At 58.6% G+C, this 22,360-nt stretch carries 19 protein-coding genes and 1 pseudogene; 8 read left to right on the top strand and 12 right to left on the bottom strand.

Features of this window, described 5'->3' with window-relative positions; translation table 11 throughout:
• Together rbbA and ACX3YF_RS19000 are read right to left on the bottom strand one after the other, a co-directional pair.
• Positions 1-2,739 carry a ribosome-associated ATPase/putative transporter RbbA gene (gene rbbA, locus ACX3YF_RS19005; protein ID WP_458974098.1) on the bottom strand — a complete coding sequence of 913 codons (2,739 nt, stop codon included), beginning with the start codon at positions 2,737-2,739 and terminating at the stop codon, positions 1-3.
• 2 nt (positions 2,740-2,741) lie between these two features.
• A complete protein-coding gene (locus ACX3YF_RS19000) occupies positions 2,742-3,785 on the bottom strand; it encodes an HlyD family secretion protein (protein WP_130207046.1) in 1,044 nt (347 codons plus the stop codon).
• Positions 3,786-4,131: 346 nt separating this feature from the next.
• Between ACX3YF_RS19000 and ACX3YF_RS18995 the strand changes: the two are divergent.
• Positions 4,132-4,296 (top strand): annotated as a pseudogene (locus ACX3YF_RS18995) (helix-turn-helix domain-containing protein); the annotation flags it as partial.
• 94 nt (positions 4,297-4,390) lie between these two features.
• Here ACX3YF_RS18995 and ACX3YF_RS18990 read toward each other — a convergent pair.
• From ACX3YF_RS18990 to ACX3YF_RS18975, 4 genes are all read right to left on the bottom strand, one after another.
• Complete coding sequence (locus ACX3YF_RS18990; protein ID WP_422625965.1) at positions 4,391-5,092, bottom strand: MlaA family lipoprotein; 702 nt, start codon at positions 5,090-5,092, stop codon at positions 4,391-4,393.
• Positions 5,093-5,192: 100 nt separating this feature from the next.
• Positions 5,193-6,587 (bottom strand): efflux transporter outer membrane subunit, encoded by a 1,395-nt coding sequence (locus tag ACX3YF_RS18985; RefSeq protein WP_411392561.1) that lies wholly within the window; start codon positions 6,585-6,587, stop codon positions 5,193-5,195.
• Positions 6,584-9,718 carry an efflux RND transporter permease subunit gene (locus ACX3YF_RS18980; protein ID WP_458974097.1) on the bottom strand — a complete coding sequence of 1,045 codons (3,135 nt, stop codon included), beginning with the start codon at positions 9,716-9,718 and terminating at the stop codon, positions 6,584-6,586. The genes ACX3YF_RS18985 and ACX3YF_RS18980 overlap by 4 nt, the downstream gene beginning before the upstream one ends.
• Positions 9,719-9,720: 2 nt before the next feature.
• Complete coding sequence (locus ACX3YF_RS18975) at positions 9,721-10,905, bottom strand: efflux RND transporter periplasmic adaptor subunit (RefSeq protein ID WP_448647060.1); 1,185 nt, start codon at positions 10,903-10,905, stop codon at positions 9,721-9,723.
• A 144-nt stretch (positions 10,906-11,049) separates the two neighbouring features.
• Here ACX3YF_RS18975 and baeS point away from each other — a divergent pair, with 144 nt between their 5' ends.
• Positions 11,050-12,435 (top strand): sensor histidine kinase efflux regulator BaeS, encoded by a 1,386-nt coding sequence (gene baeS, locus ACX3YF_RS18970; RefSeq protein WP_130206919.1) that lies wholly within the window; start codon positions 11,050-11,052, stop codon positions 12,433-12,435.
• 3 nt (positions 12,436-12,438) lie between these two features.
• Positions 12,439-13,122: a response regulator gene (locus ACX3YF_RS18965; RefSeq protein ID WP_130206921.1), complete on the top strand. Its 684-nt coding sequence runs from the start codon at positions 12,439-12,441 to the stop codon at positions 13,120-13,122.
• Between the two features lie 22 nt (positions 13,123-13,144).
• On the opposite strand, the gene ACX3YF_RS18960 is transcribed toward ACX3YF_RS18965, so the two are convergent.
• The 3 genes from ACX3YF_RS18960 to ACX3YF_RS18950 form a co-directional block, all read right to left on the bottom strand.
• Positions 13,145-13,591, bottom strand: a complete 447-nt coding sequence (locus tag ACX3YF_RS18960) for a hypothetical protein (RefSeq protein WP_130206923.1) — start codon at positions 13,589-13,591, stop codon at positions 13,145-13,147.
• Positions 13,592-13,671: 80 nt separating this feature from the next.
• Positions 13,672-14,961: a HAMP domain-containing sensor histidine kinase gene (locus ACX3YF_RS18955; protein WP_458974096.1), complete on the bottom strand. Its 1,290-nt coding sequence runs from the start codon at positions 14,959-14,961 to the stop codon at positions 13,672-13,674.
• Positions 14,958-15,641, bottom strand: a complete 684-nt coding sequence (locus ACX3YF_RS18950; protein WP_198131741.1) for a response regulator transcription factor — start codon at positions 15,639-15,641, stop codon at positions 14,958-14,960. The genes ACX3YF_RS18955 and ACX3YF_RS18950 overlap by 4 nt, the downstream gene beginning before the upstream one ends.
• 224 nt (positions 15,642-15,865) lie before the next feature.
• Here ACX3YF_RS18950 and bamA point away from each other — a divergent pair, with 224 nt between their 5' ends.
• Positions 15,866-18,232 (top strand): outer membrane protein assembly factor BamA, encoded by a 2,367-nt coding sequence (gene bamA, locus ACX3YF_RS18945; protein ID WP_458974095.1) that lies wholly within the window; start codon positions 15,866-15,868, stop codon positions 18,230-18,232.
• Between the two features lie 610 nt (positions 18,233-18,842).
• Entirely contained in the window at positions 18,843-19,496 is a 654-nt protein-coding gene (locus ACX3YF_RS18940; RefSeq protein ID WP_458974094.1) for a polysaccharide lyase family 7 protein, read from the top strand.
• Between the two features lie 188 nt (positions 19,497-19,684).
• Here the strand turns inward: ACX3YF_RS18940 and ACX3YF_RS18935 are convergent, their stop codons facing one another.
• Entirely contained in the window at positions 19,685-20,032 is a 348-nt protein-coding gene (locus ACX3YF_RS18935) for a hypothetical protein (protein WP_448647063.1), read from the bottom strand.
• Positions 20,033-20,216: 184 nt separating this feature from the next.
• Here ACX3YF_RS18935 and ACX3YF_RS18930 point away from each other — a divergent pair, with 184 nt between their 5' ends.
• From ACX3YF_RS18930 to ACX3YF_RS18920, 3 genes are all read left to right on the top strand, one after another.
• Positions 20,217-20,495 carry a hypothetical protein gene (locus ACX3YF_RS18930; RefSeq protein ID WP_458944771.1) on the top strand — a complete coding sequence of 93 codons (279 nt, stop codon included), beginning with the start codon at positions 20,217-20,219 and terminating at the stop codon, positions 20,493-20,495.
• Positions 20,492-20,806, top strand: coding sequence for a hypothetical protein (locus ACX3YF_RS18925; protein WP_458974093.1), 315 nt, complete (start codon positions 20,492-20,494; stop codon positions 20,804-20,806). The genes ACX3YF_RS18930 and ACX3YF_RS18925 overlap by 4 nt, the downstream gene beginning before the upstream one ends.
• Before the next feature lie 81 nt (positions 20,807-20,887).
• The gene (locus tag ACX3YF_RS18920; protein ID WP_458944770.1) at positions 20,888-21,331 is read left to right on the top strand and encodes a hypothetical protein; all 444 of its coding nucleotides are present in this window, start codon (positions 20,888-20,890) and stop codon (positions 21,329-21,331) included.
• Here the strand turns inward: ACX3YF_RS18920 and ACX3YF_RS18915 are convergent.
• Positions 21,273-21,884, bottom strand: a complete 612-nt coding sequence (locus tag ACX3YF_RS18915; protein ID WP_458974092.1) for a hypothetical protein — start codon at positions 21,882-21,884, stop codon at positions 21,273-21,275. The two genes, ACX3YF_RS18920 and ACX3YF_RS18915, sit on opposite strands and share 59 nt — an antisense overlap.
• A complete protein-coding gene (locus ACX3YF_RS18910; RefSeq protein ID WP_458974091.1) occupies positions 21,881-22,303 on the bottom strand; it encodes a hypothetical protein in 423 nt (140 codons plus the stop codon). The genes ACX3YF_RS18915 and ACX3YF_RS18910 overlap by 4 nt, the downstream gene beginning before the upstream one ends.
• Positions 22,304-22,360: the final 57 nt, after the last annotated feature.

Raw genomic sequence — 22,360 nt, 5'->3', positions numbered from 1 at the left:
TTATTTCTCCTGTTTGCGCAAGAGCAGCGCGGACAGCAGCAGGAAGGTCGGACAAAACAGGGCCAGCGTCAGCAGATCGGTAGCCATGTCGCTGAAGCCAAGCCCCTTGGTGAACGCGCCGACGCTCATATGCATGTAGTAGCTCGTGGGCCAGATCGACCCCATGAGGCGTGCACCACCCTCCAGCGTCGAGACGGGCTGCATCATGCCGGAGAATTGCATGGTCGGCAGCAATGACAGCACCGCTCCGGCGAACACCGCTGCGACTTGGCTCGACGTGAAGGTCGAGATGAAAAGCCCGTAGCCAGTGGCCGCCGCCACATAGAAAAGCGCGCCAAGCGCCAGGGTGAGAATGTCGCCCTTGAGCGGGACCTTGAAGAGGAACAGCACGGTCGCGGTCATGATGAAGAAGTTGATCATGCCGACGCCGACGTAGGGCAACTGCTTGCCGATCAGGAACTCCAGCCGCGTTGTGGGTGTGGCGTAAAAGTTCGTAATTGTGCCGATCTCTTTTTCGCGGGCAACGCTGACAGCCATCAGAATGGCAAGAAACATCATGAGCAGCATCGCCGGCACGGCCGGCCCTATCGCATAGATGCTTTCGGCTGTCGGGTTGTAACGATAGCGGACCTCAAGGCTGGTCGTCGGGTTGGAGGCCGCCGGGACGCTGGACTCCCGATCTCGCTGCTCGGAGAAGAGATTGTGTGCCTGCTCGACATAGCCCTCGATGGTGGCGGCGCGCGAGGTGTTGGCGCCATCGATCCAGGCCGCTACCTGCCAATCGGAGCCGCGTTTTACCAGGCGCCCGAAGTCCGGTGGAATCTCGATGGCAAGCGTGATGTCGTTTGACTTCAGGCGCTGCTGCATTTCATCGACGCTACGGATCGGCGTCTTTTCGGTGAAGTATTGCGAACTCGAGTAATTGACGAGATAGGCCCGGCTCTGCGGCGTGTTGTCGTGGTCAAACGCCGCGTAGGTGAGATTGGTTACGTCGCTGGAGACACCGAAGCCGAAGATCAACAACATGAAGAAGGAGCCGAGGAAGGCGAAGACCAGTCGCACCGGATCGCGCATAAGCGACAGCGTCTCGCACTTGGCATAGGCGAGGAGGCGTCGCAGCGGCATGAAGGTTGAGCGGCCGGACGACGAAGCCTCGGCTTTTTGCAGTATCTGCACCTGGGGCGTCGCCGCTTCGGGCGCGGACGAAGAGGTCTCGGCGTCCTCGATATAGGCGATGAACGCCTCTTCCAGATCCACTCCGCCTTTGGAGGCGATGACGTTCTGCGGCGTGTCGCAGACGAGGACGCACCCCGCATGCATCAATGAAATGCGGTCGCAACGCATCGCCTCGCTCATGAAATGCGTGGAGACGAAGATCGTGACATTGCGGCTTCGCGAGAGATCGCCGAGCAGGCGCCAAAACTCGTCGCGTGCCTGCGGATCGACACCCGACGTGGGCTCATCCAGGATCAACAGCTCGGGATCGTGCACGATCGCCACGGCCAGAGAAAGGCGTTGCCGCACCCCGAGCGGCAGCGAATTGGCTTCAGCGTCGACATAATCGACAAGACCGACATCGACCAGGAGTTTGGCTATGCGGTCCTTAATGTGGTCTGCGGCCAGATGAAAAAGACGGGCATGAAGAAGGAGATTCTGCTGTACGGTGAGTTCGCCATAGAGTGAGAACGATTGCGACATGAAGCCGACGCGCTGGCGGATCGACAGGTCATTGGCATCGACCGGCTTTCCGCATACCTGGGCCTCTCCCTCGCTCGGCGCCAGCAGCCCGGTCAGCATCTTCATGGTCGTGGTCTTGCCGCAGCCGTTCGAGCCGAGGAAGCCAAAAATTTCTCCGCGCTCGATGGCGAAGCTGACGCGATCGACTGCGGTAAAACTGCCGAAACGGCATGTCAAATTCTTCGCGACAATGACCGGAGCCTCCGTGCTCGGTATGCGTGGTGCAATGACGAGGCGCTGAGACTTCGATTTTTGTCCTGGCTGCAGGGCGACAAAGACAGCTTCCAGGGTTTGTTCGCCGGTCTTCGCGCGCAACTCATCCGCCGTGCCACAGGCGAGCACTTTTGCGTGATCCATCACGATGAGCCAATCACAATAGCTCGCCTCGTCCATATAGGCGGTGGAAACGACAACACTCATCGTCGGCCGCTCGCGCCGCAGATCGCCGATGAGATTCCAGAACTGTCGGCGCGACAGCGGATCGACCCCTGTCGTTGGCTCGTCGAGAATAAGAAGATCGGGGTCGTGAATGAGCGCGCAGCACAGACCGAGTTTTTGCTTCATGCCGCCCGACAACTTTCCGGCAGGCCGGTCAAGAAAGGGCAGCAGGCCGGTGGCGGCCGCCAAGCGGCGCGTGCGTGCGTCACACTCTGACGCGGACAGACCGAAGAGCGCTCCGAAGAAGGCCAGGTTCTCGCGGACGCTGATTTCCTGATAAAGATTCTTGCCGAGTCCTTGCGGCATATAGGCAATGCGCGTGCAGACGGAACGGCGATGCCGTGCATTGTCCATGCTACCGTCGAGCACCTCGACCAAGCCGGTCTGCAGCTTGCGCGCACCGGCGATCAGGCCGAGAAGCGTGGACTTGCCGGCTCCATCAGGACCGATGACGCCCGTCATCCGACCGCTCGGCAGTTCGAGCGACACATCGTCGAGCGCGCAGACCTCGCCATAGACATGGGTCGCGCCGCGAACCTTGGCGATCGGGACGCAAGCCACCATCGTCAATCTCCCGCATCAACAGGATCATCCTGGAGGCGCTTTTGCAGGTTATCCGGCCACTTGGGCGGGTTCGGATCAAGGCGCACATAGCCGATGCCACGGGCGCCCGTTTTCACCTGTTCGATGTGACGCTCGACGAGACTTGGCGGTATGCGCAGCTTGATCCGGAACATCAGTTTGTCGCGCTCACTGCGCGTTTCGACCTGCTTGGGTGTGAATTGAGCCTCTGGAGAGACAAAGCTCACTTTGGCCGGGACGGCGAAGTCGGTACCGTCGAACTGAATTCGCGCTTGCGACCCGATGGGTAGGCGCATGGCCTGTTCGGAGGGAAGGTAGATCTCCATATAAATTTCCGACAGATTAATAATCGTCAGGACCTTGCCGCCCGCCGAAAGGACTTCTCCGGGATTGGCCAGTCGATAGAGAACGCGGCCCCGCACCGGCGCCAGAAGGATAGTATCGGCGATCTGGGCGTCGATCTGATCGACCAGAGCTTGCGCGGCCGTAACCGACCGCTCGCGCGCTGTCACGATCCTCTGCGCAGCGTCAAGGACGGCGCGCGCGGAATCATGGTCGCTCTGTGCCTGATCGCGGTCCTCCTGGCTGATCGCCCCTGTTTCAACAAGCTTAAGAGCCCGGCGAAGATTGGCTTTCTTGAGGGCCAGTTCTGCCTGCCGCTGAGTGACGGTCGCTTTCGCTTCAAGCATCGAGGCGTCCTCTGAAGCCACGTCGGCAACATATTTGGCACGCTGGGCCTGCAACTCCGTCGTATCGATGCGCGCCAGTACTTGTCCCGCCGTGACGAGATCGCCTTCCTGGACCAAGACCTCCCGGATGCGCCCGGCCAACTTCGCGGCGATGTCGACCTGGTCGGATTCGATGCGCCCATTCCCTGACACAAGCCCCTCGGGCACTTTGCCATGCTGACTCTGCCACCAATACCAAGCGCCGCCGACGCCGGCTGCCATAACAATGACAAGGATGAGAAGAACTCTGGCGGAAATACGCCGCCTGGAAGCTTTCGCATCGTTACTCGGGATGGTCATCACGATCAGTTCCTTAGACGTGCGGCGCGGGAGTAAAATATCGATCAGGCCGCGAACACGCACCTGCCGAGCTGCGATCGCGCGCTTTCAAACTCTGTCTGTGAATACCCTGGTCAATCTATTTAATAAATATTGCCAGTTAACCGCCGCACATGGTGTGACCTTTATCAATCTATCAATCTATCAATTGAGCTGAATCTGAGGCTGGTCATGGAGTCATCGTTGGCCCCAGCGTTGTCGAGTTTCGGTGAACTACTCTAGCTAATGCGGCATTTGCGAATATTGCTAGAAAGTGTCGAAAATATATCCGTGCAGACGCAAAGCGTCCTGTTCATGAAAACTCCCGCTATCCCAGGGCGACGCCGGGCAGCTGACGCAGACCTGCGACATGCACCTGAGCGGCCGTAACGGGCTGGAGCGCATGCTGATGCACCTTGTTAGCGACGCTTACCATCAAGATCCGTTGCTCAACAACCACTTGGCCGGGCTGCTGGATAACGCGCTGCACAACGTCACACAGTTACCCTGCTCGGTCAGTCGCAGGGTGATCAGGTGCTGTTGATCGTATCAACGGGTATCTTCATCCCAAGGTCGAAACGCACTTATCAAAAGTCATCCTCTACGTTTCCAGCCCTGATCTTGAACTCTCGGCTTTGCAGATAAACACTGCGGATAAAGTTGTACTTATCGCCGGTGATGAGCTTTTCGGATTTTATATATTGAGCGCGTCCGTCGATCAGGCCCACGCCGTACAGGCTGTTGCGCGTGGGGACATCGCCGATGTAGCGAACCGGGTTGGCGTAGGCATCGGGCAGGACGGCTGGCGCATCGCGAAGTGTGCTTGGCCCCAAGAGTGGCAGTACAAGATAAGGACCACTATTTACACCCCAGTGACCGAGGGTCTGACCGAAATCTTCATCACTGCGCCGCAGCCCCATAGGCGTCGCGATGTCGATCAACCCCACAAGGCCTACCGTGCTGTTAAGTAAAAAGCGGCTCGTATCAACCCCGGCACTATGAAACTTTGCTTGAAGTAAATTATTAGCCAGATTTTTGACCTCCCCCAGATTGTTGAAAACGTTATGAATACCGTCTTGAGCAATGCGGGGGGTGACAAATTGATAGCCTTGGGCGAGTGGCTTCAGTGCATACGTATCCAACGTGTCATTGAATGAAAAGATAGGTCGGTTAATACCTTCCCACGGATCTGCGTCGGAATTCGCCCAGGCAAGGGGTGAAAGCGTGATGAAACCGGCGCAGGTCAGTACCTGGACGCAACGGCTTAACGTGGAACGATAGGCACACATGTTGATTTCCCATTGAATGAAGTAAGCCGGTTTGGTGCGCGCACGTCGTTCCATCGCTGCGAGACTGTGTGCAGGTGGCAGAGCCATTTCCCATGGGCGGTCAATTCCAACCGCCCCCCAACACTTTGTACAACGTGATGCGATTACTCTGCTCGGTCAGGCGCAGGGTGATCAGGTCCTGTTGAGCGCTGTAGAGCGAGCGCTGCGCATCCAAGGCTTCCAGGTAGCTTTTGGACCCGCCCCGATACAACGCATCCGAGAGTTCGAAGCTTTTGCGGCTGGCGTCGGTCAGTGCCTGTTGTGCGGCGATACGACGATCCAGGGTGCTGCGCACAGCCAGTGCGTCGGCCACTTCGCGAAACGCGGTCTGCAGGGTCTGCTGATACGTCTGTATCTGGATATCGCGCTCGACCTTGGCCGAATCCAAGGTCGCGCGGTTACTCCCGCCATCGAAAATCGGCACGCTGATGCTCGGTGCAAAGGTCCAGGCACCGCTGCCGGACTTGAACAGGCCGGCCAACGCCGCACTGGACGAGCCAGCGTTGGCGGTCAGGCTGATGCTGGGGTAGAACGCCGCACGGGCCGCGCCGATGTCGATATTGGCCGACTTGAGCGTGTGTTCCGCCGACAGCACATCCGGGCGTTGTTGCAACAGGCTCGAAGGCAAACCCGCCGGTATGTCCACCAGCACCGCCGCCGATTCCAAGTGCGTGCCCGGCAGGAGCGCTTCGGGAAGGTCACTGCCGACCAACAGGCGCAAGGCATTGCGGTCCTGCAGAATCTGGCTCTCGTAGGACGCCACATCGCCGCGCGCCGACTCGACGGTGGTCTGGGCTTGCGCCACGGACAACGCGGAGGAGCCGCCCAGGGCATAGCTACGCTGGGTCAGGTCGTAGGTGGCCAATTGGCTGGTCAGGGTTTCCTGGGCCAGCAATAGCCGTTCGTTGTCGGCGGCCAGGGTCAGCCAGGCGGTGGCCACTTCGGCCACCAGGCTGATTTGCGTGCTGCGTCGGGTTTCCGTCAGCGCCAGGTAGTTTTCCAGCGCTTCGTCGCGAAGGTTGCGGACCCGGCCAAACACGTCCAGTTCATAACTGCTCAGGCCCAATTGCGCGCTGTAATCGTGGCTGGTGACCGCCGTACCGGTGTTGGACAGCGACCCAGGCGTACGGCTATGGGTGCCGCTGACGCTCGCATCGATGGTAGGAAACAGGTCTGCGCGCTTGATGCGGTATTGCGCCTGCGCTTTTTCAACATTCAGGCTGGCCAGGCGCAAGTCGCGGTTATTGGCCAGCGCCAACGCCTGCAACTGCGCCAGGCGGCTGTCGGTGAAGAACTGTTGCCATTTCACATCAGCACCCACCTGCCCTTTCGGCAGGTTGGCCGCCGGCAGCCATTGGCCGGAGACGGGTGCTTCAGGACGCTCATACTGGGGCGCCAGGTTGACGCAGCCCCCCAGGACCATGGCGGCCAGCAAAGGCCAGTGAGACTTGATCATGCATCACCTGTCGGGGCAGATTGGTTAGCGCTGCGCTCGCCGCCAAAACGGCGGCGGATCAGCACAAAAAACAGCGGGACCAAGAAGATCCCCAGCACCGTGGCGCTGAACATGCCGCCCAGTACGCCCGTACCGATGGCCTGGCGCCCGGCGGAGCCTGCGCCGGTACTCAAGGCCAGCGGCAGCACGCCGAACATAAAGGCCAGGGACGTCATCAGGATCGGCCGCAAGCGTTGGCGCACCGCGATCAGCGTCGCGTCGATCAGGCTGTTGCCCTGCTCTTGCAGGTGCTTGGCGAACTCCACGATCAGGATCGCGTTCTTCGCGGCCAGGCCCACGGTGGTCAACAGCCCCACCTGGAAATACACGTCGTTGCTCAACCCGGCGACGCGGGTCGCCAGCACGGCACCGATCACCCCCAGGGGCACCACCAGAATCACCGAGAACGGCACCGACCAACTCTCGTAGAGCGCGGCCAGGCACAGGAATACAAACAAGACGGAGATGGCATAGAGCATCGGGGCCTGGGACCCGGACAGTCGCAATTGATAGGACTGCCCGGTCCATTCGTAGCCGATGCCCTGGGGCAATTGCCGGACGATGGCCTCCACGGCATTCATCGCGTCACCGGCACTCACGCCTGGCGCGGGGTCACCGACGATTTCCAGCGAGGCGTTACCGTTGTAGCGCTCCAGTAACGGTGAGCCGTAACTCCAGGTGCTGCTGGCAAACGATGAGAACGGCACCATTTCATTGTTGCTGTTGCGCACAAACCAATGATCCAGGTCGGCGGCCTGCATGCGCGCGGATGCCTGGCCCTGCACATAGACTTTTTTCACCCGGCCCTGGTTGAGAAAGTCATTCACGTACGTACCGCCCAACGCCGTCGACAACGTGGTGTTGATATCGCTGGTACTCAGGCTCAGGGCGCCAGCCTTGCGGTCATCGATGCTGACCTTGAGCTGCGGCGCATCGTCCAGGCCGTTGCTGCGCACTCCCAGCAAGCGTGGATCTTTTCTGGCCAGCTCAAGAAACTGTTCGCGGGCCGCCACCAGCGCATCATGGCCCAGGCCACCGAGGTCCTTGAGTTGCAAGTCGAACCCCGAGCTCTGGCCCAGACCGCGTACGGTCGGCGGTTGCATGACGAACGCGTCGGCATCGCCAATGCTGGCCAGTGCCATGGTCGCTCGCTGGGCAATCGCGGCCGCACTCTGGCCGCGGCCACCGCGCTCATCCCAATCCTTGAGGCGGATAAACGCCCGCGCAGTGTTCTGGCTGTTCCCCCCCATGCCCAACCCGCTGATGCTGATCATCGCTTCGACTTCGGGCTGTTTGAGGATGTAGTCCTCGAATTGCTTGATCACCGCCTGTGTACGGCTGTCGGTCGCGCCCACGGGCAACTGGATCTGTGCCAGGAGGATCCCTTGGTCTTCGTCCGGCAGGAATGAAGTGGCCAGGCTCATGTAGCCCACCGCCATGATCACCAGCACCACGCCATAGAGCAGCAGGCTGCGTACCCAATGCCGCAGCACCACCCCGACCCAGCGCTCATAACCGGCGCTGGCACGCTCGAAGGTGCGGTTGAACCAGCCGAAGAACCCGTGCTGGGCACCATGCCCCTGGCCGTCGCGGGTTTTGAGCAACGAGGCGCACAGCGCGGGTGTCAGGGTCATCGCCACCAACACCGACAGGACCATGGCCGAAACGATGGTCACGGAAAACTGCCGATAGATAATCCCGGTGGACCCCCCGAAAAACGCCATGGGGATAAACACCGCGCTCAGCACCAGGGTGATGCCCACCAGCGCGCTGCTGATTTCCCCCATCGATTGACGCGTGGCCGCCACGGGCGATAACCCCTCGCCCATCAGCCGCTCGACGTTTTCCACCACGACAATGGCGTCGTCCACCAGCAAGCCGATCGCCAGGACCATGGCAAACATCGTCAAGGTGTTGATCGAGTAGCCAAACATCGCCAGCACACCGAACGTGCCCAGCAGCACCACCGGCACGGTAATCGCCGGGATCAGCGTCGCGCGCAGGTTTTGCAGGAACAGAAACATGATCAACACCACCAGCACGATGGCCTCGCCCAAGGCTTTGACCACTTCCTCGATGGACAGGCTGACAAACGGCGTGGTGTCGTAGGCAATCACGTTTTTAAGTTGCATTTCGCTCGGGTAGAACGGCTCCATCTCTTTGAGCTTGGCCTTGACCGCCTTGCCGACGTTCAGCGCATTGGCGCCTGCCGCCAACTGCACACCCATGGCAGCGGCGGGCTTGCCGTTGAGGGCGGTGCTGATGTCGTAGCTTTCACTGCCCAATTCCAAGGTCGCGACATCGCCCAGCAGCACGACGGCGCCGTCGCTGTTGGACTTGACCACCACGTTGCGAAACTCGTCGACCGTCTGCAGTTTGCTGCGGGCGCTGATCGTGGCGTTCAACTGCTGCCCCTTGATCGCCGGCAAGCCACCGAGCTGGCCAGCGGAGACTTCGGTGTTCTGCGCTTCCAGGGCACTGCTGATGTCTGACGGCATCAGCGCGTATTTTTCCAGCAGGGCCGGGTCCAGCCAGATACGCATGGCGTAGCCTGATCCCAGGGTCTGCACATCGCCGACGCCGTCGATGCGGCTGATGGAGTCCAGCAAGGTGGTGGAAATGTAGTCGCCGATCTGGGTGCCGGTCACGCTGGGGTCATCCGACGCCAGGGCGACAATCATCAAGAAGTCCGAACCGCCCTTGGTCACGGTCAGGCCTTCGCTCTGTACCGATTGCGGCAGTCTCGACTCGGCTTGTTGCAGCTTGTTCTGCACCTGCATCTGGGCCACATCCGGGTCGGTGCCGGCGGTAAAGGTCAGACTGATGCTGGCACTGCCCGCCGAACTGCTGGTGGCGGACATGTAGGTCAGGTTATCCAGGCCTTTCATCTGCTGTTCGATGACCTGGGTCACCGAGTCTTCCACGGTCTTGGCCGAAGCCCCGGTGTAAGTGGCGGAAATCTTCACCGTGGGCGGCGCGATGTCCGGGTATTGCTCCAACGGCAACTGGCTGATGGACAGGCTGCCACCGAGCATGATCACGATGGCGATGACCCAGGCGAAAATCGGTCGATCAATAAAAAAACGCGCCACGCTCAACCCTCCTTCACTGGAGTGGACGGTGTGGCAGCTTGAGCATTGGCGTCCTGCACTTGCACGGCGGCGCCGGCACGGACTTTTTGTCCGCCCTCGACGATCAACTGATCACCTGCCTTCAGGCCCGAAGTGACCCACCATTGATTACCTATCGCGCGATCGAGGGTCAGCTCACGTTGTTCGACCTTGCCGTCGACCACCAGCAACGCCGTGGTCACACCGCTGGCGCTACGGTTTACCGCTTTTTGCGGAATCACAATGGCCTGGTCATTGCGCGCCTGTTCCAGCACCGCGCGCACATACATGCCCGGCAGCAGCAGGTGATCGGGGTTGGCGAAGACAGCGCGCAGGGTCACGGTGCCCGTGCCCTCGTTGACGCTGATACCGCTGACCTTGAGCCGCCCCGGCTGGTTGTAGGTGGTGCCGTCGTCCAGCTTCAGGCTGATCGATGCCTCGCCATCGCCGTTGGACTGCAACACGCCGCTGGCCAAGTCACGCTTGAGCCGCAGCAGTTCCGTGGTCGATTGGGTAACGTCCACATAGATCGGATCGAGTTGCTGCACCGTGGTCAATGCGCTGTCCTGATTGGCCACCACCAGCGCCCCTGGGGTCACCGTGGAGGTTTCAATACGCCCGCTGACCGGAGAGGTAATACGCGTGTAAGCCAGGTTGATCCGTGCGGTTTGGACTTCGGCCTCGGCGACCTGCACGTCGGCGGCGGCGGTCAGCAAGGTCGCTTGGGCGTCCTCGTTATCTTGCTGACTGATGGCATTGATCTTCACCAGTTCGGTATCGCGCTTGGCGGTGGCCTGCGCTGATTTAAGCGTGGCGCGGTACTTGGCCAGGCTCGCCTGGGACTGCGCCAGCGCGGCCGTATAGGACGCCGCATCCAATTGATACAGCGCCTGCCCGACCTTGACATCCGCCCCCTCGACAAACAAACGCCGCTGCACGATGCCGCCGACTTGCGGACGGATCTGCGCCACCATAAAGGCCTGAGTGCGCCCCGCAAGCTCGGTGGTCAGCACTTGGCTCTGGGGTTTTATGCTGATCACCGAGACTTTGGGGGGGACCGCTTCAAGTGCCGGCTCGCCGCCGGAGCAGCCGCCCAGAATGACCAGAATGATCAAGGACAGGAGAACCGCGGCGGTTACCAGGAATTTGGTAATTATTTTCGTCGACATAGCTGCCTCTGCAAGACGGGATGGCTTGAGTCAGCGCCATCCTGCGAGGCAAATGTGCAGGAAAATTGAAGATTGCCCGGCTGGGTTGAATCTTTTCTACGCCAGGGCCTAAATGGTCCAATCCATTCCTAACGGCCCATCTCCATGAAGTTGAGTATCTCCACCAAGCTGTTTATTGCGGTACTGTCCAGCGTGCTGCTGGTCATCCTGAGCATGGGCTTGGCGACGAGCTGGAGTTTTGGCCGGGGCTTTCTCGGCTATCTCAATGAGCAGGCGTTGGACCGTATGGCGCCAGTGTTACCGCGTCTGGCCAGTGCCTACGCGCGCGAGGGTAATTGGGAATTTCTGCGCAACCAGCCGGATCGCTGGTTCGACATCATGCGGCCCGAACTCGGCGAAGATCCGGCGAAGAACGACTTACGCACCCCCATGGCCTCGGACCTGACGGGCGCCCTGTTTCGCATCGCCTTGTTGGATAAACACAAAAAACGCGTGAACGGCTACCCGGATATCGGCGACGACGCCCTGTTACGCCCGATTGTAGTCGCCGATGAAACCGTGGGTTGGCTGGCCGTGACCCCGTTCCAGAGCGTGACCGAAGCCGGCGGCGATCGGTTCCAGCAATACCAGTTACGCACCAGCCTGGTCATGGGCGCCTTTTCGCTACTGCTGGCGATGCTGATTGCCTGGTGGATCGCCCGCACGCTGCTGGAGCCGGTCAAACGGGTGGCCGCGGCGACCCACCGCCTGGCCAGCGGCGACTACAGCAGCCGGGTGGCGGTGGCCTCCAATGACGAAGTGGGTCAATTGGCCCGTGACTTCAACCAACTCGCCTACACCCTGGAGCGCAATGAACAGATGCGTCGCGAATTCATGGCTGATGTGTCCCACGAACTGCGCACCCCGCTGTCGGTGTTGCGCGGCGAGCTGGAGGCCATCGAGGATGGCGTACGCACCTTGAACCAAGGGTCGATGAAGTCTTTGCAAGGTGAGGTCAGCATGCTCAGCAAACTGGTCGATGACCTCTATGAGCTGTCCTTGGCGGATGTTGGTGCGCTGACCTACCGCAAGAACTCGTGCACACTGGATCAAGTGCTGCAAACCTGCGTATCGATGTTCCAGGAGCGCTTGAACGCCCGGCACCTGCGTGTCGAACTGGATCTGCCGTCGCAGCCCCTGGAACTGTTGGCCGATGCCAATCGCTTGCAGCAATTGTTTTCCAACCTGCTGGAAAACGCCGTGCGCTACACCGACCCGAACGGGCTCATACGCATCCGCGCCGTGCTGGACCGCGCGGATGTGTGCATTGAGTTTCTCGACTCCGGACCTGGCGTTTCGGCCGAGCAGCTGCCGCGCCTGTTCGAGCGCTTCTATCGCGGCGAGTCATCGCGCAACCGCGCCAGTGGAGGTACCGGCCTGGGCCTGGCGATTTGTCACAGCATCGCCCTCGCCCACGGCGGCAGCCTCAGTGCCGCTCACTCCCCACTCGGCGGCCTCTGGCTGACCCTGCGCCTGCCACGGAATATCTGAACCATGCCCCACGACAGCCCGATTCTGATCGTTGAAGACGAACCCAAGCTGGCTGCATTGATGCAGGATTATCTGGTGGCCGCAGGTTACCCGACCCTGTGCCTGGACAACGGTTTACAGGTGGTGCCGACGGTGCGCGACCAGGCACCGCGCCTGATTTTGCTCGACCTGATGCTGCCCGGGCGTGACGGTATGAAAGTCTGCCAAGACCTGCGCGGGTTCAGCGCCGTGCCGATCATCATGATCACCGCCCGCGTCGAAGAGTTGGACCGCCTGCTGGGCCTGGACCTGGGAGCCGACGACTACATCTGCAAACCTTTCAGCCCGCGCGAAGTGGTTGCCAGAGTCAAGGCCATCCTGCGGCGCAGCCCGCATTTCCTGACGTCTGCAACTCCACGCCTGCACATTGACGAAGAGCAGTACCAGGCGTCCCTCGACGGCATCGCACTGGACCTGACGCCCTTGGAACTGCGCCTGCTCAGCACCCTCGCCCGCTCTGCGGGACGGGTGTTTTCCCGGGATCAGTTGCTCGACAGGATCTACTCCGATCACCGGGTGGTCACCGACCGCACGGTCGACAGCCATATCCGTAATCTGCGGCGCAAGCTCGAACAGGCCTGCCCGGGAGAGCATCCGATCGAATCGTTGTATGGGGTGGGTTATCGGTTTCAGCTCGCCGACGCTTGAAGCGTCGTTGAGATAGACGTTATTAGTCCGCCGCGTAGATGATGGTTTGCGCGCTGTCGGACGTAGCAGGGCGGCGGGTGAAGTAGGTGTCGCCTTCATCTGTCTGGATCTCATAGTCGACCTTGCTGGTGACACGGCCCGATGCACCCACATGCCTGATGATTTTCAACACCCGCTGAAACTTCACACTCTGAGTACCGTTCTGGGCAGGGCCAGTGAGTACATTGACCGTTTGAAACCAGCCTTCATTCTTTTTGTTCGACACGAGGGTGCCGGTCAGTGCCTCAAAACGCTCCAGACGGGTAAAGCCCCAGAGTGTCTGTTCCTCGACCGTGTTGCCTTGGGCGGCGGAGCCCGTGAATACAAACAGGTTGATGGCCGGATTGTCTTCGCAAAAGAAGTCATAGGGCACCAGCCCGTCGACCATTTTCTTGCCGGAAACGAAACCCTTTTTATGAACCAGAAACATGATCACCTCCACGCTAAAACATCAGCAAACGCTGAGTAAGTTTGAGCGGAAAGTCTACTGAGGTGGTGCGTACAGGGCCGTCAAGCCAATGTAATTTCGTGTAAAGATCGGGCCAGACCGGGCAGGCTGATTTCCACGGTCAGCCCACAGGATGGCTCGTTACGCGCCACGATCGTGCCACCGTGCATTTCCACGGCCCTGGCGGCGATCGCCAGGCCCAGACCGAAACCGGCACTGGCCTCGGTCATACCGCGCTCGAACGGGTGGAAAATGCTCTGCAGTCGCTCGTTTTCAACACCCGGCCCCTGATCGGTGATCCTCACCCTAAGGCAGCTTGCGTCGAGATTGACCTCAGCCAATACAACAACAGTCGTGTTCGGCCTGGTATAGCGCACTGCGTTTCGGATGACGTTCTCGAAACACCGATACAACAGCTCGCCACTGACACGACTGACAAAGGCCGGGCAAGTCTGAAGGCTGACCCGGCAACCTTTCATCCCCGCCTCGAATTGAGCGTCCTCGACAATCACCGTCAGCAATTCGATGATATCGAGCGGCTCACGCTCGATACTTCCCGGGCGGCCCTGCAAGCGCGCCAGGGTCAACAACGCCTCGATCAGCGTGTCCATGCGCACCAACTCACGCTCGATGCGCTCCACCATTTCCTGGCGTGCAGGATCTTGCTGTAACAGCCCGATGGCCGCTTGCATTCGCGTCAACGGTGAGCGCAGTTCGTGAGAGATGTCGTGCAACAGGTGTTGCTGAGCCTCCACCAGCAGCTTCAGCTGGTTGGCCATTCGGTCGCAGTCCTCAGCCAGATCGACGATTTCATCGCGGCGCCCACCCATCATCGGCTTGACCCGGGTTTCGAAGCGCCCCTGAGCCACGTCGCTCATCGCCCGCCTGAGGTAGACCAGAGGCCACGCCAGGTAATACGCCAGATAACAGCTGAACAGTGCACTCATCACCGTGCCGATGATCAATGGCGTCAGGCGCCCCGGCCTATGGTCACCTTCCCGGCCGGGGGAATGTGTAGACCTTAGCGACAGCGTAATACCGTCCTTGCTGATGATCGATCGCTCATAGGCCGGTCGTGGAACCGGCGATCCCGCCAGCAGTTGGCCGGCACTGTCGTACACGCCTATGGCCTGGTCATCGGGACGCTCCCACACCATCAGCAACTGCCGGCCCGACTCGACACCAAACTGTTGCAGCAGCTGTTCTTCGCTGGCAAGGATCGCTTCCAGATGAGGATCTCCGGGCTTGAAACTGCCCAGCACCAGCATGCCCAGCCCGACAAAAAACGTCAGGCTGGTGGCGAGCCAAAAAGCCAGGAACAGTTTCCAGAACAGCCGGCTGGGTTTCATCATTCGGCGATCAACAGGTAACCGAGGCCACGCACGCTCTGAATCCAGGCCTTGGTGTCGGGACGCGGGCCCAGCTTTTGGCGAATGCTGCTGATGTGCACGTCGATGCGCCGGTCGTAGCGGGTCAAGGGACACCCCAAGGCATTGAGTGACAGATCCTGTTTGCTCACCACCTGTCCAGCACATCGGGCCAGTTCTTCGAGCAAGCTGAACTCGGTGCTGGTCACCCCCAGCTCGCGACCCTGCCAGAGGGCCTGGCGCTTGCCGGGCCACAAGACCAGAGGGCCAGTCCTGATCACTTCCGTGGTCGACTGATCCGCCGGCTGCACCCTGCGCATGATCGCCCTCAAACGCGCCACCAGTTCACCCGGCGAGCTGGGCTTGGGCACATAGTCATCGGCGCCCAGTTCCAGGCCTGTGATCTTGTCAATGTTGTCGCCACGGGCCGTGAGCAAAACCACCGGTACCTGGCTGGCGGCCCGAATGCGCCTGAGCACCTCGATACCCGACAGCCGCGGCAGCATCACGTCCAGCACCACAATGCTGTAGCGCCCGGAAAGCGCTTGAACCTCGCCCTCCTCGCCCGTGTGCACGGCTGTCACCTCAAAGCCTTCACGTTCCAGGTATTGGCTGAGCATTTCAGTCAGTTCCTGGTCATCGTCGACTAGCAATACGCAGATCATGGGGAGCTCTGGAGTGGGTGTCGGCGCATTATCGCCCTTGCACTGCATACCGTCATCGCCCCGTGCCAACCTTTACCTAACTTGACACTTGGTTAACCGCACCAAACGCACCGAGCTTTTATGCTTCACCTCCACCAGCCTGCTCGCTCCGCGGTAACTCCTCTTGCTGTGAGTTAACCGCGCCCGCCTACGCTGCTTGTCGATGTGTTCTGGATAAGATCTTGATGAATTTTTCGCGCCTGCTCTGCTCGGCTGCACTGCTGCTCAATGCCACACTTGCGCACGCCCAAGGCTTCAAAATTTCCGATATTCGCATTGACGGCCTTCAACGCGTTTCCGCAGGCAGTGTGTTCGGTGCCTTGCCGTTGAACGTCGGTGATGACGCGGATGAGCGTCGCCTGGTGGAGTCCACCCGTGCGCTGTTCAAGACCGGTTTCTTTCAGGATATCCAACTGGGGCACGAGGGTAATGTCCTGGTCATCACGGTCGTCGAGCGCCCCTCGGTCGCGAGTATCGAGATTGAAGGCAACAAGGCGATTTCCACTGAAGACCTGATGAAGGGCCTCAAACAGTCCGGTCTGGCCGAAGGCGAGATTTTCCAGCGCGCCACCCTCGAAGGTGTGCGTAACGAGCTGCTGCGTCAGTACGTCGCTCAAGGGCGATACTCGGCGTCGGTCGACGCCGAAGTGGTGCCGCAACCGCGTAATCGCGTGGGTCTGAAAATCAAGATAGACGAAGGCTCCGTAGCGGCGATCCAGCACATCAACGTGGTGGGCAATACCGTCTTCGCCGAAGAGGAATTGACCGACCAATTCACCCTCAAGACCAGCAACTGGCTGTCGTTCTTCAAGAACGATGACAAGTACGCCCGTGAAAAACTCTCCGGTGACCTGGAGCGTCTGCGCTCCTACTATCTGGATCGCGGCTATATCAACATGGATATCGCGTCGACCCAGGTGTCCATCACCCCGGACAAAAAGCATGTCTACATCACCGTCAACATCAACGAAGGCGAGAAGTACGCCGTTCGTGACGTCAAGCTCAGCGGCGACCTGAAAGTGCCGGAAGACCAGGTCAGGTCGCTGCTGCTGGTTCAAAAAGGCCAGGTGTTCTCGCGCAAAGTCATGACCACTACCTCGGACTTGATCACCCGTCGTCTGGGTAACGAGGGTTACACCTTCGCCAACGTCAACGCCGTGCCGACCCCGCACAATGACGATCACACCGTCGACGTCACCTTCGTCGTGGATCCGGGCAAGCGTGCCTACGTCAACCGCATCAACTTCCGGGGCAACACCAAGACCGACGATAAGGTTCTGCGCCGTGAGATGCGCCAGATAGAAGGTGGCTGGGCTTCGACCTACCTGATCGACCAGTCCAAGACCCGTCTGGAACGCCTGGGTTTCTTCAAGGAAGTCAACGTCGAGACCCCGGCGGTAGCGAGCGTCGATGACCAGGTCGATGTGAACTATAGCGTCGAAGAACAGGCGTCCGGTTCGATCACCGCCAGCGTTGGCTTCTCCCAGAGCTCCGGCCTCATCCTCGGCGGTTCGATCACCCAGAACAACTTCCTCGGCACCGGCAATTACGCCAGCCTGGGCCTGACCCGCTCGTCTTACCAAAGCAAGTACAACTTCGGTTTTACCAACCCCTACTTTACGCCGGACGGAGTGAGCCTAGGCTACAACCTGTTCTACAACGCCACTGACTACAACGAATATTACGATGACGATTATTCGTACTATTCCATCAATAGCTATGGCGCCGGAACAACAGTCGGCTACCCGATCAATGAAACCTCACGACTGAGCTTCGGCGTGACGGTGCAACATGACAGCATCGAAGCAGGCACCTACAGCGCCGATGAGATCTATGACTTCATCGAACGCGAAGGCAAAGAATTCAACAACCTCAAGGCTAACATCGGTTGGTCGGAGTCGACCCTGAACCGCAGCGTACTGGCCACCCGCGGCCATTCGCAAAACCTGAACCTGATGATGACAGTGCCCGGCAGCGACCTGAATTTCTACAAGCTCGACTACACCGGGCAAGCCTTCTTCTCGGTCACCGACGCCACCTCGCTGCGGTTCCATACCAAGATCGGCTACGGCAACAGCTATGGCTCGACAGAAGGCCTGCCGTTCTATGAAAACTACACCGCCGGAGGCGAAGGTTCGGTGCGCGGTTTCAAAAGCGGCACCCTCGGCCCGCGCAACACTCCGGCCACTGGCACCTATGCCAGCGCTGGGCAGGCGTATTATTCCGACCGGGACACCGAAGCACTGGGCGGTAACATCCTCATCACCGGCGGCGTTGAATACCTGTTTCCGATGCCCTTCATCAAAGACAACAAATCCGTGCGCACTTCGGTGTTCTGGGACGTTGGCAGCGTCTACTCCAACAAATGCTACCTGAGCACCACCCAGGGTTGCGACGGGGTCGACCTCGACCAGATGGCCAGTTCGGTAGGGGTTGGGGTTACTTGGTATAGCCCGTTGGGGCCATTGAGCGCTAACGTGGCATTCCCGGTGCGCACACCCGAAAATGCTGATACACAGGTGTTTCAGTTTTCCTTGGGACAGACGTTTTGAGCTGAACAATGCAGGCATGGGTAGATGCATCTCAACGCATGCCGTTGAGGCATGGCCGTAGGGGTTCCATTTTGCGTAGGTGCGACGCTGGCCCTCCACTTCATTGAGCAGGTACCAGAAAGTGCCGGCGTCGATTCACGGAATGAAGATCGCATCCCATATTCACTCACAAACAACTTCCCTGGGCTCTCGCCTCAAAGATTGCGGAGAAATACCCAGCTTACGGATGAATACCACCCGTAAATGGCGCCTGTCACGGCAACCCATGTCCCTGGCGATGATTTCCTCGCTCCACCGTATTCCCGGCTGTCTCAAGTTGTAGCTTCTCTACAGCTTTGGCAGGCGACAGGCCGGTTTCCGAATAGAAGACGAGGCTGAATTGTCGCTCTCTAAGATGAGCGACTTTAGCCAAGCTTTCCACCGTAAACACGCCGGACGGCGTTCGAGCGAGCGTAATCAACCGCCAACTGTACACGATCCGATCCTGGTGCAAGTTTCAACATCTCAGAATGTTGGGACTGACCGCACGATCTACGGTGGTACATGACTAGGACGCGGGCTATTTAGCTGGCCGAAACCCGTGGTCTGATACGGACACCGGAAGAGCTGGATGCGCCGAGTCAGCTTATCCCGGGCCTTCACTGGGTGCACTGCATCTAACGCTGAGGCATTTTCAGGTGTGCTACTCGAGTGTCCGGAAGTTATCTCGATGCTTCCCGATGGCTCACTGCAGATGACGGCGCCCACGCTCGGAGCTTCGAGTAAGAGTACGAAGCGAACTCGCTGCGAATGGAAGGAGCCAGGTTACTGGTTGTTTTCCAGCGCAGCAGACCACTGGAACCGACAAGAGATGCGAGTAACAAAGGTCAACTCGCTGCAGAAGGTTGTGATCGCTCAAATTCATGTAAAGGACTCAGAGCGACCACCTGTGAAGGTGTTCTGGAACAAGGGAAAAATCATCATGGGGTTCCGATCGAGCTACCTGCAAGACGATCCCGTGAATTCGACAGTGCTGGAAAACGTACCGCTCGGCGCGCTTTTCAAAATCAACATTCACGCCAACTCCAGCGGCGCTGTATCAGTTTCGGCAAGCTGTAACGGCGTGAAATCTACTTCCGCAACTATGCGTCTCGACAACACTTGGGACACTAAAACTCTCGCCTTCCACGGCGGCGTCTACAACCAAGTCGATTATTCCGAAACCACTGATCCTGAGGACGCTTCGATCTGCGTAATCAGTGATCTGTCAATCACCCACGGGTAAGACCAACCAGCGCCACGACAGCCTGTCGTTAACTGCCCGATCCTCTCTATGAGAGCGCATCGGGGTGTGATCTGAGACTTAGTCTCGGGCAGCGGATGAGCCAACCGGTTGCCTATAGGGCTACCCCTTCCGCCGAATGCCGGTTGAGCCCCGGCCAGATCACACCCCGATGCGAAAGAAGCTGCGGACTACTCCCGTTCCTTTGCATCTCGGTAATAGCTATCACATACGACTTCAAGTAAATCCTGGGTGGCCTCGGTCCGCATGCGCAGAACAGTATCCTCAAGTTCTGCTTTGTGTTTTGGCTGCGAGGAGAATTCCCTAATGTCGTTTGCTAATTGAGTCGACATGTGTGGATGTAGCGATATGTATTGCTCTAAAGAAAGCTCCTTTTCTGGATGCTTCTGTCCGCAGACTTGGTAGAGAGCTGCACCACCGACGGCCATCTCATGTTCGCTGGCAGCCTGTGCGGTCGACGCAAAAGTGCAGCCAATAAGCGCGGCGAACACGCCTATACGCGATCTTTCCAACGGCATTTCATACTCCAGCTTTCATGTTTGGCACCAATGCCGACGCAAGCCTATCGGCTTAGTCCCAACATTTCTTTAACCCCACCCCGCTGCCGACACCACCCGAATGCACTCACCTCCGCGCCCAACGGCAACCAGCAGGCGGACAGAGTGCTGACGAATACACGCAACCCACTCCGAGGGATCAGCCATGCAAATGCACCCACTGCTGCAACAACGCCGGGACGTCCTCGGCGTGCTGTTGATTCGCACCCAGGCCGCTCGCGAACACATCGCCCGGCTCGCCAACCTGCCAAAACCCGAAAAAGCCGTGCGCTTTCAGGTGAAGAACGTCGGGCCGAAGGCATACCACATCGTCGACCTGGTCACCGGCAAGACCCGGGGCTTTCGCTTCAAGCACGCCGCCGCTGTCGACTACGCAATCCAGCTTGAGGAAAAGGCCAGCCACCTCCCCGGAGGTGCGCAGTGATCGGTTCACCAATGCCCAACCCGCGAGACTCGATCATCGCGAACCTGAACCAGCAGTTGGACAAATACTTCGGCGCCGGCAAGGCCGTGCAGGAAATTGCCCCAGGCGTTACCGGGGTCAAGGATCTGATCTTCGGGACCTCCCACAGCAACAAGCTGCGGATCGAGCGGAACAAGCAGGCGCCGCGGTTGCGGGAACTGGCCAACGCCGGCATGACGGTCATCCAGGCAGCCAAAGAAATGGGCATGGAAACCAAACGCGCCAGGCTCATCGCCCGCGAGAACGACATCAAGTTCCCGGGGCCGCCGTGAGACGCATCAGCAACCAGGTGCGCCAGCGCCGACGACAGACATGGCTGGACTTGCCGGCCAGCGGAATTGAAGAGGTAGGCCATGGCCGAGGAACAGCAGGAGCCGACAGCGGAGTCGCTGAAGCAGAAGAAGAAACGGGCCAAGAAGGCCGAGGACGATGCGAAGAAAGGTGTTGGTGTCTTCAAGGTTGAGGTGGCCGGCGTGTTCATGCCGGACCTCAAGCGCCTGATGAAGGAACACGGCTTCAACAACCAGCAGGAGGTGTATCAGAACCTGCTTCGGAATGTGATTGCAGCCGACTTCGAAACGGCGGCGAAGATGCTCAAGTGTGTCACGACACCTTACGTAATTGTCGAAAAGATGTCGCGAGTATTTCGTGAAAAGAGCATGGCCGAGCTGGAGCGCAATTCGGGGGACGAAATCATCGCGCCAATTGGCGATCCCGCTTCACAGCAGCAAAACACGCTCAGATCGATTCACGGTTCTTCGGAAGCACTCTCACGCGTTCGGCAATTTGTTCAATAGTACAAGAACCGTTCAACATGCCATCCATCATCTGGACTCGTTCCGTATCAAAGTTTTGATTGTTGATACACGATCCAACGGGTGCAATTATAAAATTGTAAGGCGCTAAATATCGAGTCCTTAGTTCGGCATTGCCATCAAGTGCGACGACCTCACCATCAATTACAGCTGCTCCATCGTCGTACTCTTCTCTGGAAATGTACTTACCCTTGAATAAGGCGAACTCTTCGGAGGCATAGCCAAGTGTACTAATTCGCCTTGAGATATCACGCTCCGGATAAACACCAGTCGCCTCCATTGGGTGGACCTCAACATAAACAAATTGTTGCCAGTACGCCCCAGCATCTACTGCTGCTATACGTTTAACGAGTAACTCATCCCCATCCATAAGCAAAAAATCGGGCGCTTCCCTTCTAATAGAAGAAATCTGAAGATCACCGTTCCGCCACCACCAAACAGGAGAAGTGTTCGAAAACACCAATGGATCTTTCAGCAGAAGGCAAAGCCTATCCACAGCAACTTTGGGATCGTCGAACCATTCAATACCTCTCACACCCGGGAACGCCTTACCAAAGCGCTCACTAAAAAGGCTGCTGTACTCTGCATTAATTTAGGTTGAGGCTTTGGCTGCTCTAAAAATGGACTAGCTCCTAGTGCAGGCTTCGGTACAAGCTTCACTCCATACAATTCATGGATCAAATGCTTTAAATTATTTTCATAGGAATCCGGGTTTGTGAAATCCGTATATAGACGGCCATCCAAACAAGTTAGTGTTTTAGGGTCGGTGGTAGCACCCCGTACAACTGGGATATATTTTACACTATCTTGTTTTCGGTACATTTCCGCTGTAAGAATCTGACCTTCATATCCTGCCCCGCCTTTTCCAGCGTTGGATTTTTCATTGTAATTATCAGTACAAATCACTAATACCTTTTCGGAAGAACTTAGCCCTTGCTCCATAAATCTAGGCAAATTACTCCCCAAGCCTTATGTTCATCATTATCGTGTGAATATGAAATGAAAACCTTA

It is taken from the genome of Pseudomonas fluorescens group sp. PF-69 (assembly GCF_054481235.1).
The sequence above is the reverse complement of the archived record's forward strand: the minus strand, read 5'-3'. Positions and strand labels throughout refer to the sequence as shown.

What these genes read in the sequence shown, in the direction of transcription:
- ACX3YF_RS18950 (WP_198131741.1), bottom strand. Translation starts at nt 15,641, where the DNA reads ATGATCTGCGTATTGCTAGTCGACGATGACCAGGAACTGACTGAAATG.
- ACX3YF_RS18985 (WP_411392561.1), bottom strand. Translation starts at nt 6,587, where the DNA reads ATGATCAAGTCTCACTGGCCTTTGCTGGCCGCCATGGTCCTGGGGGGC.
- baeS (WP_130206919.1), top strand. Translation starts at nt 11,050, where the DNA reads ATGAAGTTGAGTATCTCCACCAAGCTGTTTATTGCGGTACTGTCCAGC.
- ACX3YF_RS18935 (WP_448647063.1), bottom strand. Translation starts at nt 20,032, where the DNA reads ATGCCGTTGGAAAGATCGCGTATAGGCGTGTTCGCCGCGCTTATTGGC.
- rbbA (WP_458974098.1), bottom strand. Translation starts at nt 2,739, where the DNA reads ATGGTGGCTTGCGTCCCGATCGCCAAGGTTCGCGGCGCGACCCATGTC.
- ACX3YF_RS18930 (WP_458944771.1), top strand. Translation starts at nt 20,217, where the DNA reads ATGCAAATGCACCCACTGCTGCAACAACGCCGGGACGTCCTCGGCGTG.
- bamA (WP_458974095.1), top strand. Translation starts at nt 15,866, where the DNA reads ATGAATTTTTCGCGCCTGCTCTGCTCGGCTGCACTGCTGCTCAATGCC.
- ACX3YF_RS18990 (WP_422625965.1), bottom strand. Translation starts at nt 5,092, where the DNA reads ATGTGTGCCTATCGTTCCACGTTAAGCCGTTGCGTCCAGGTACTGACC.
- ACX3YF_RS18920 (WP_458944770.1), top strand. Translation starts at nt 20,888, where the DNA reads ATGGCCGAGGAACAGCAGGAGCCGACAGCGGAGTCGCTGAAGCAGAAG.
- ACX3YF_RS18960 (WP_130206923.1), bottom strand. Translation starts at nt 13,591, where the DNA reads ATGTTTCTGGTTCATAAAAAGGGTTTCGTTTCCGGCAAGAAAATGGTC.
- ACX3YF_RS18955 (WP_458974096.1), bottom strand. Translation starts at nt 14,961, where the DNA reads ATGATGAAACCCAGCCGGCTGTTCTGGAAACTGTTCCTGGCTTTTTGG.
- ACX3YF_RS18975 (WP_448647060.1), bottom strand. Translation starts at nt 10,905, where the DNA reads ATGTCGACGAAAATAATTACCAAATTCCTGGTAACCGCCGCGGTTCTC.
- ACX3YF_RS18965 (WP_130206921.1), top strand. Translation starts at nt 12,439, where the DNA reads ATGCCCCACGACAGCCCGATTCTGATCGTTGAAGACGAACCCAAGCTG.
- ACX3YF_RS18940 (WP_458974094.1), top strand. Translation starts at nt 18,843, where the DNA reads ATGCGCCGAGTCAGCTTATCCCGGGCCTTCACTGGGTGCACTGCATCT.
- ACX3YF_RS19000 (WP_130207046.1), bottom strand. Translation starts at nt 3,785, where the DNA reads ATGACCATCCCGAGTAACGATGCGAAAGCTTCCAGGCGGCGTATTTCC.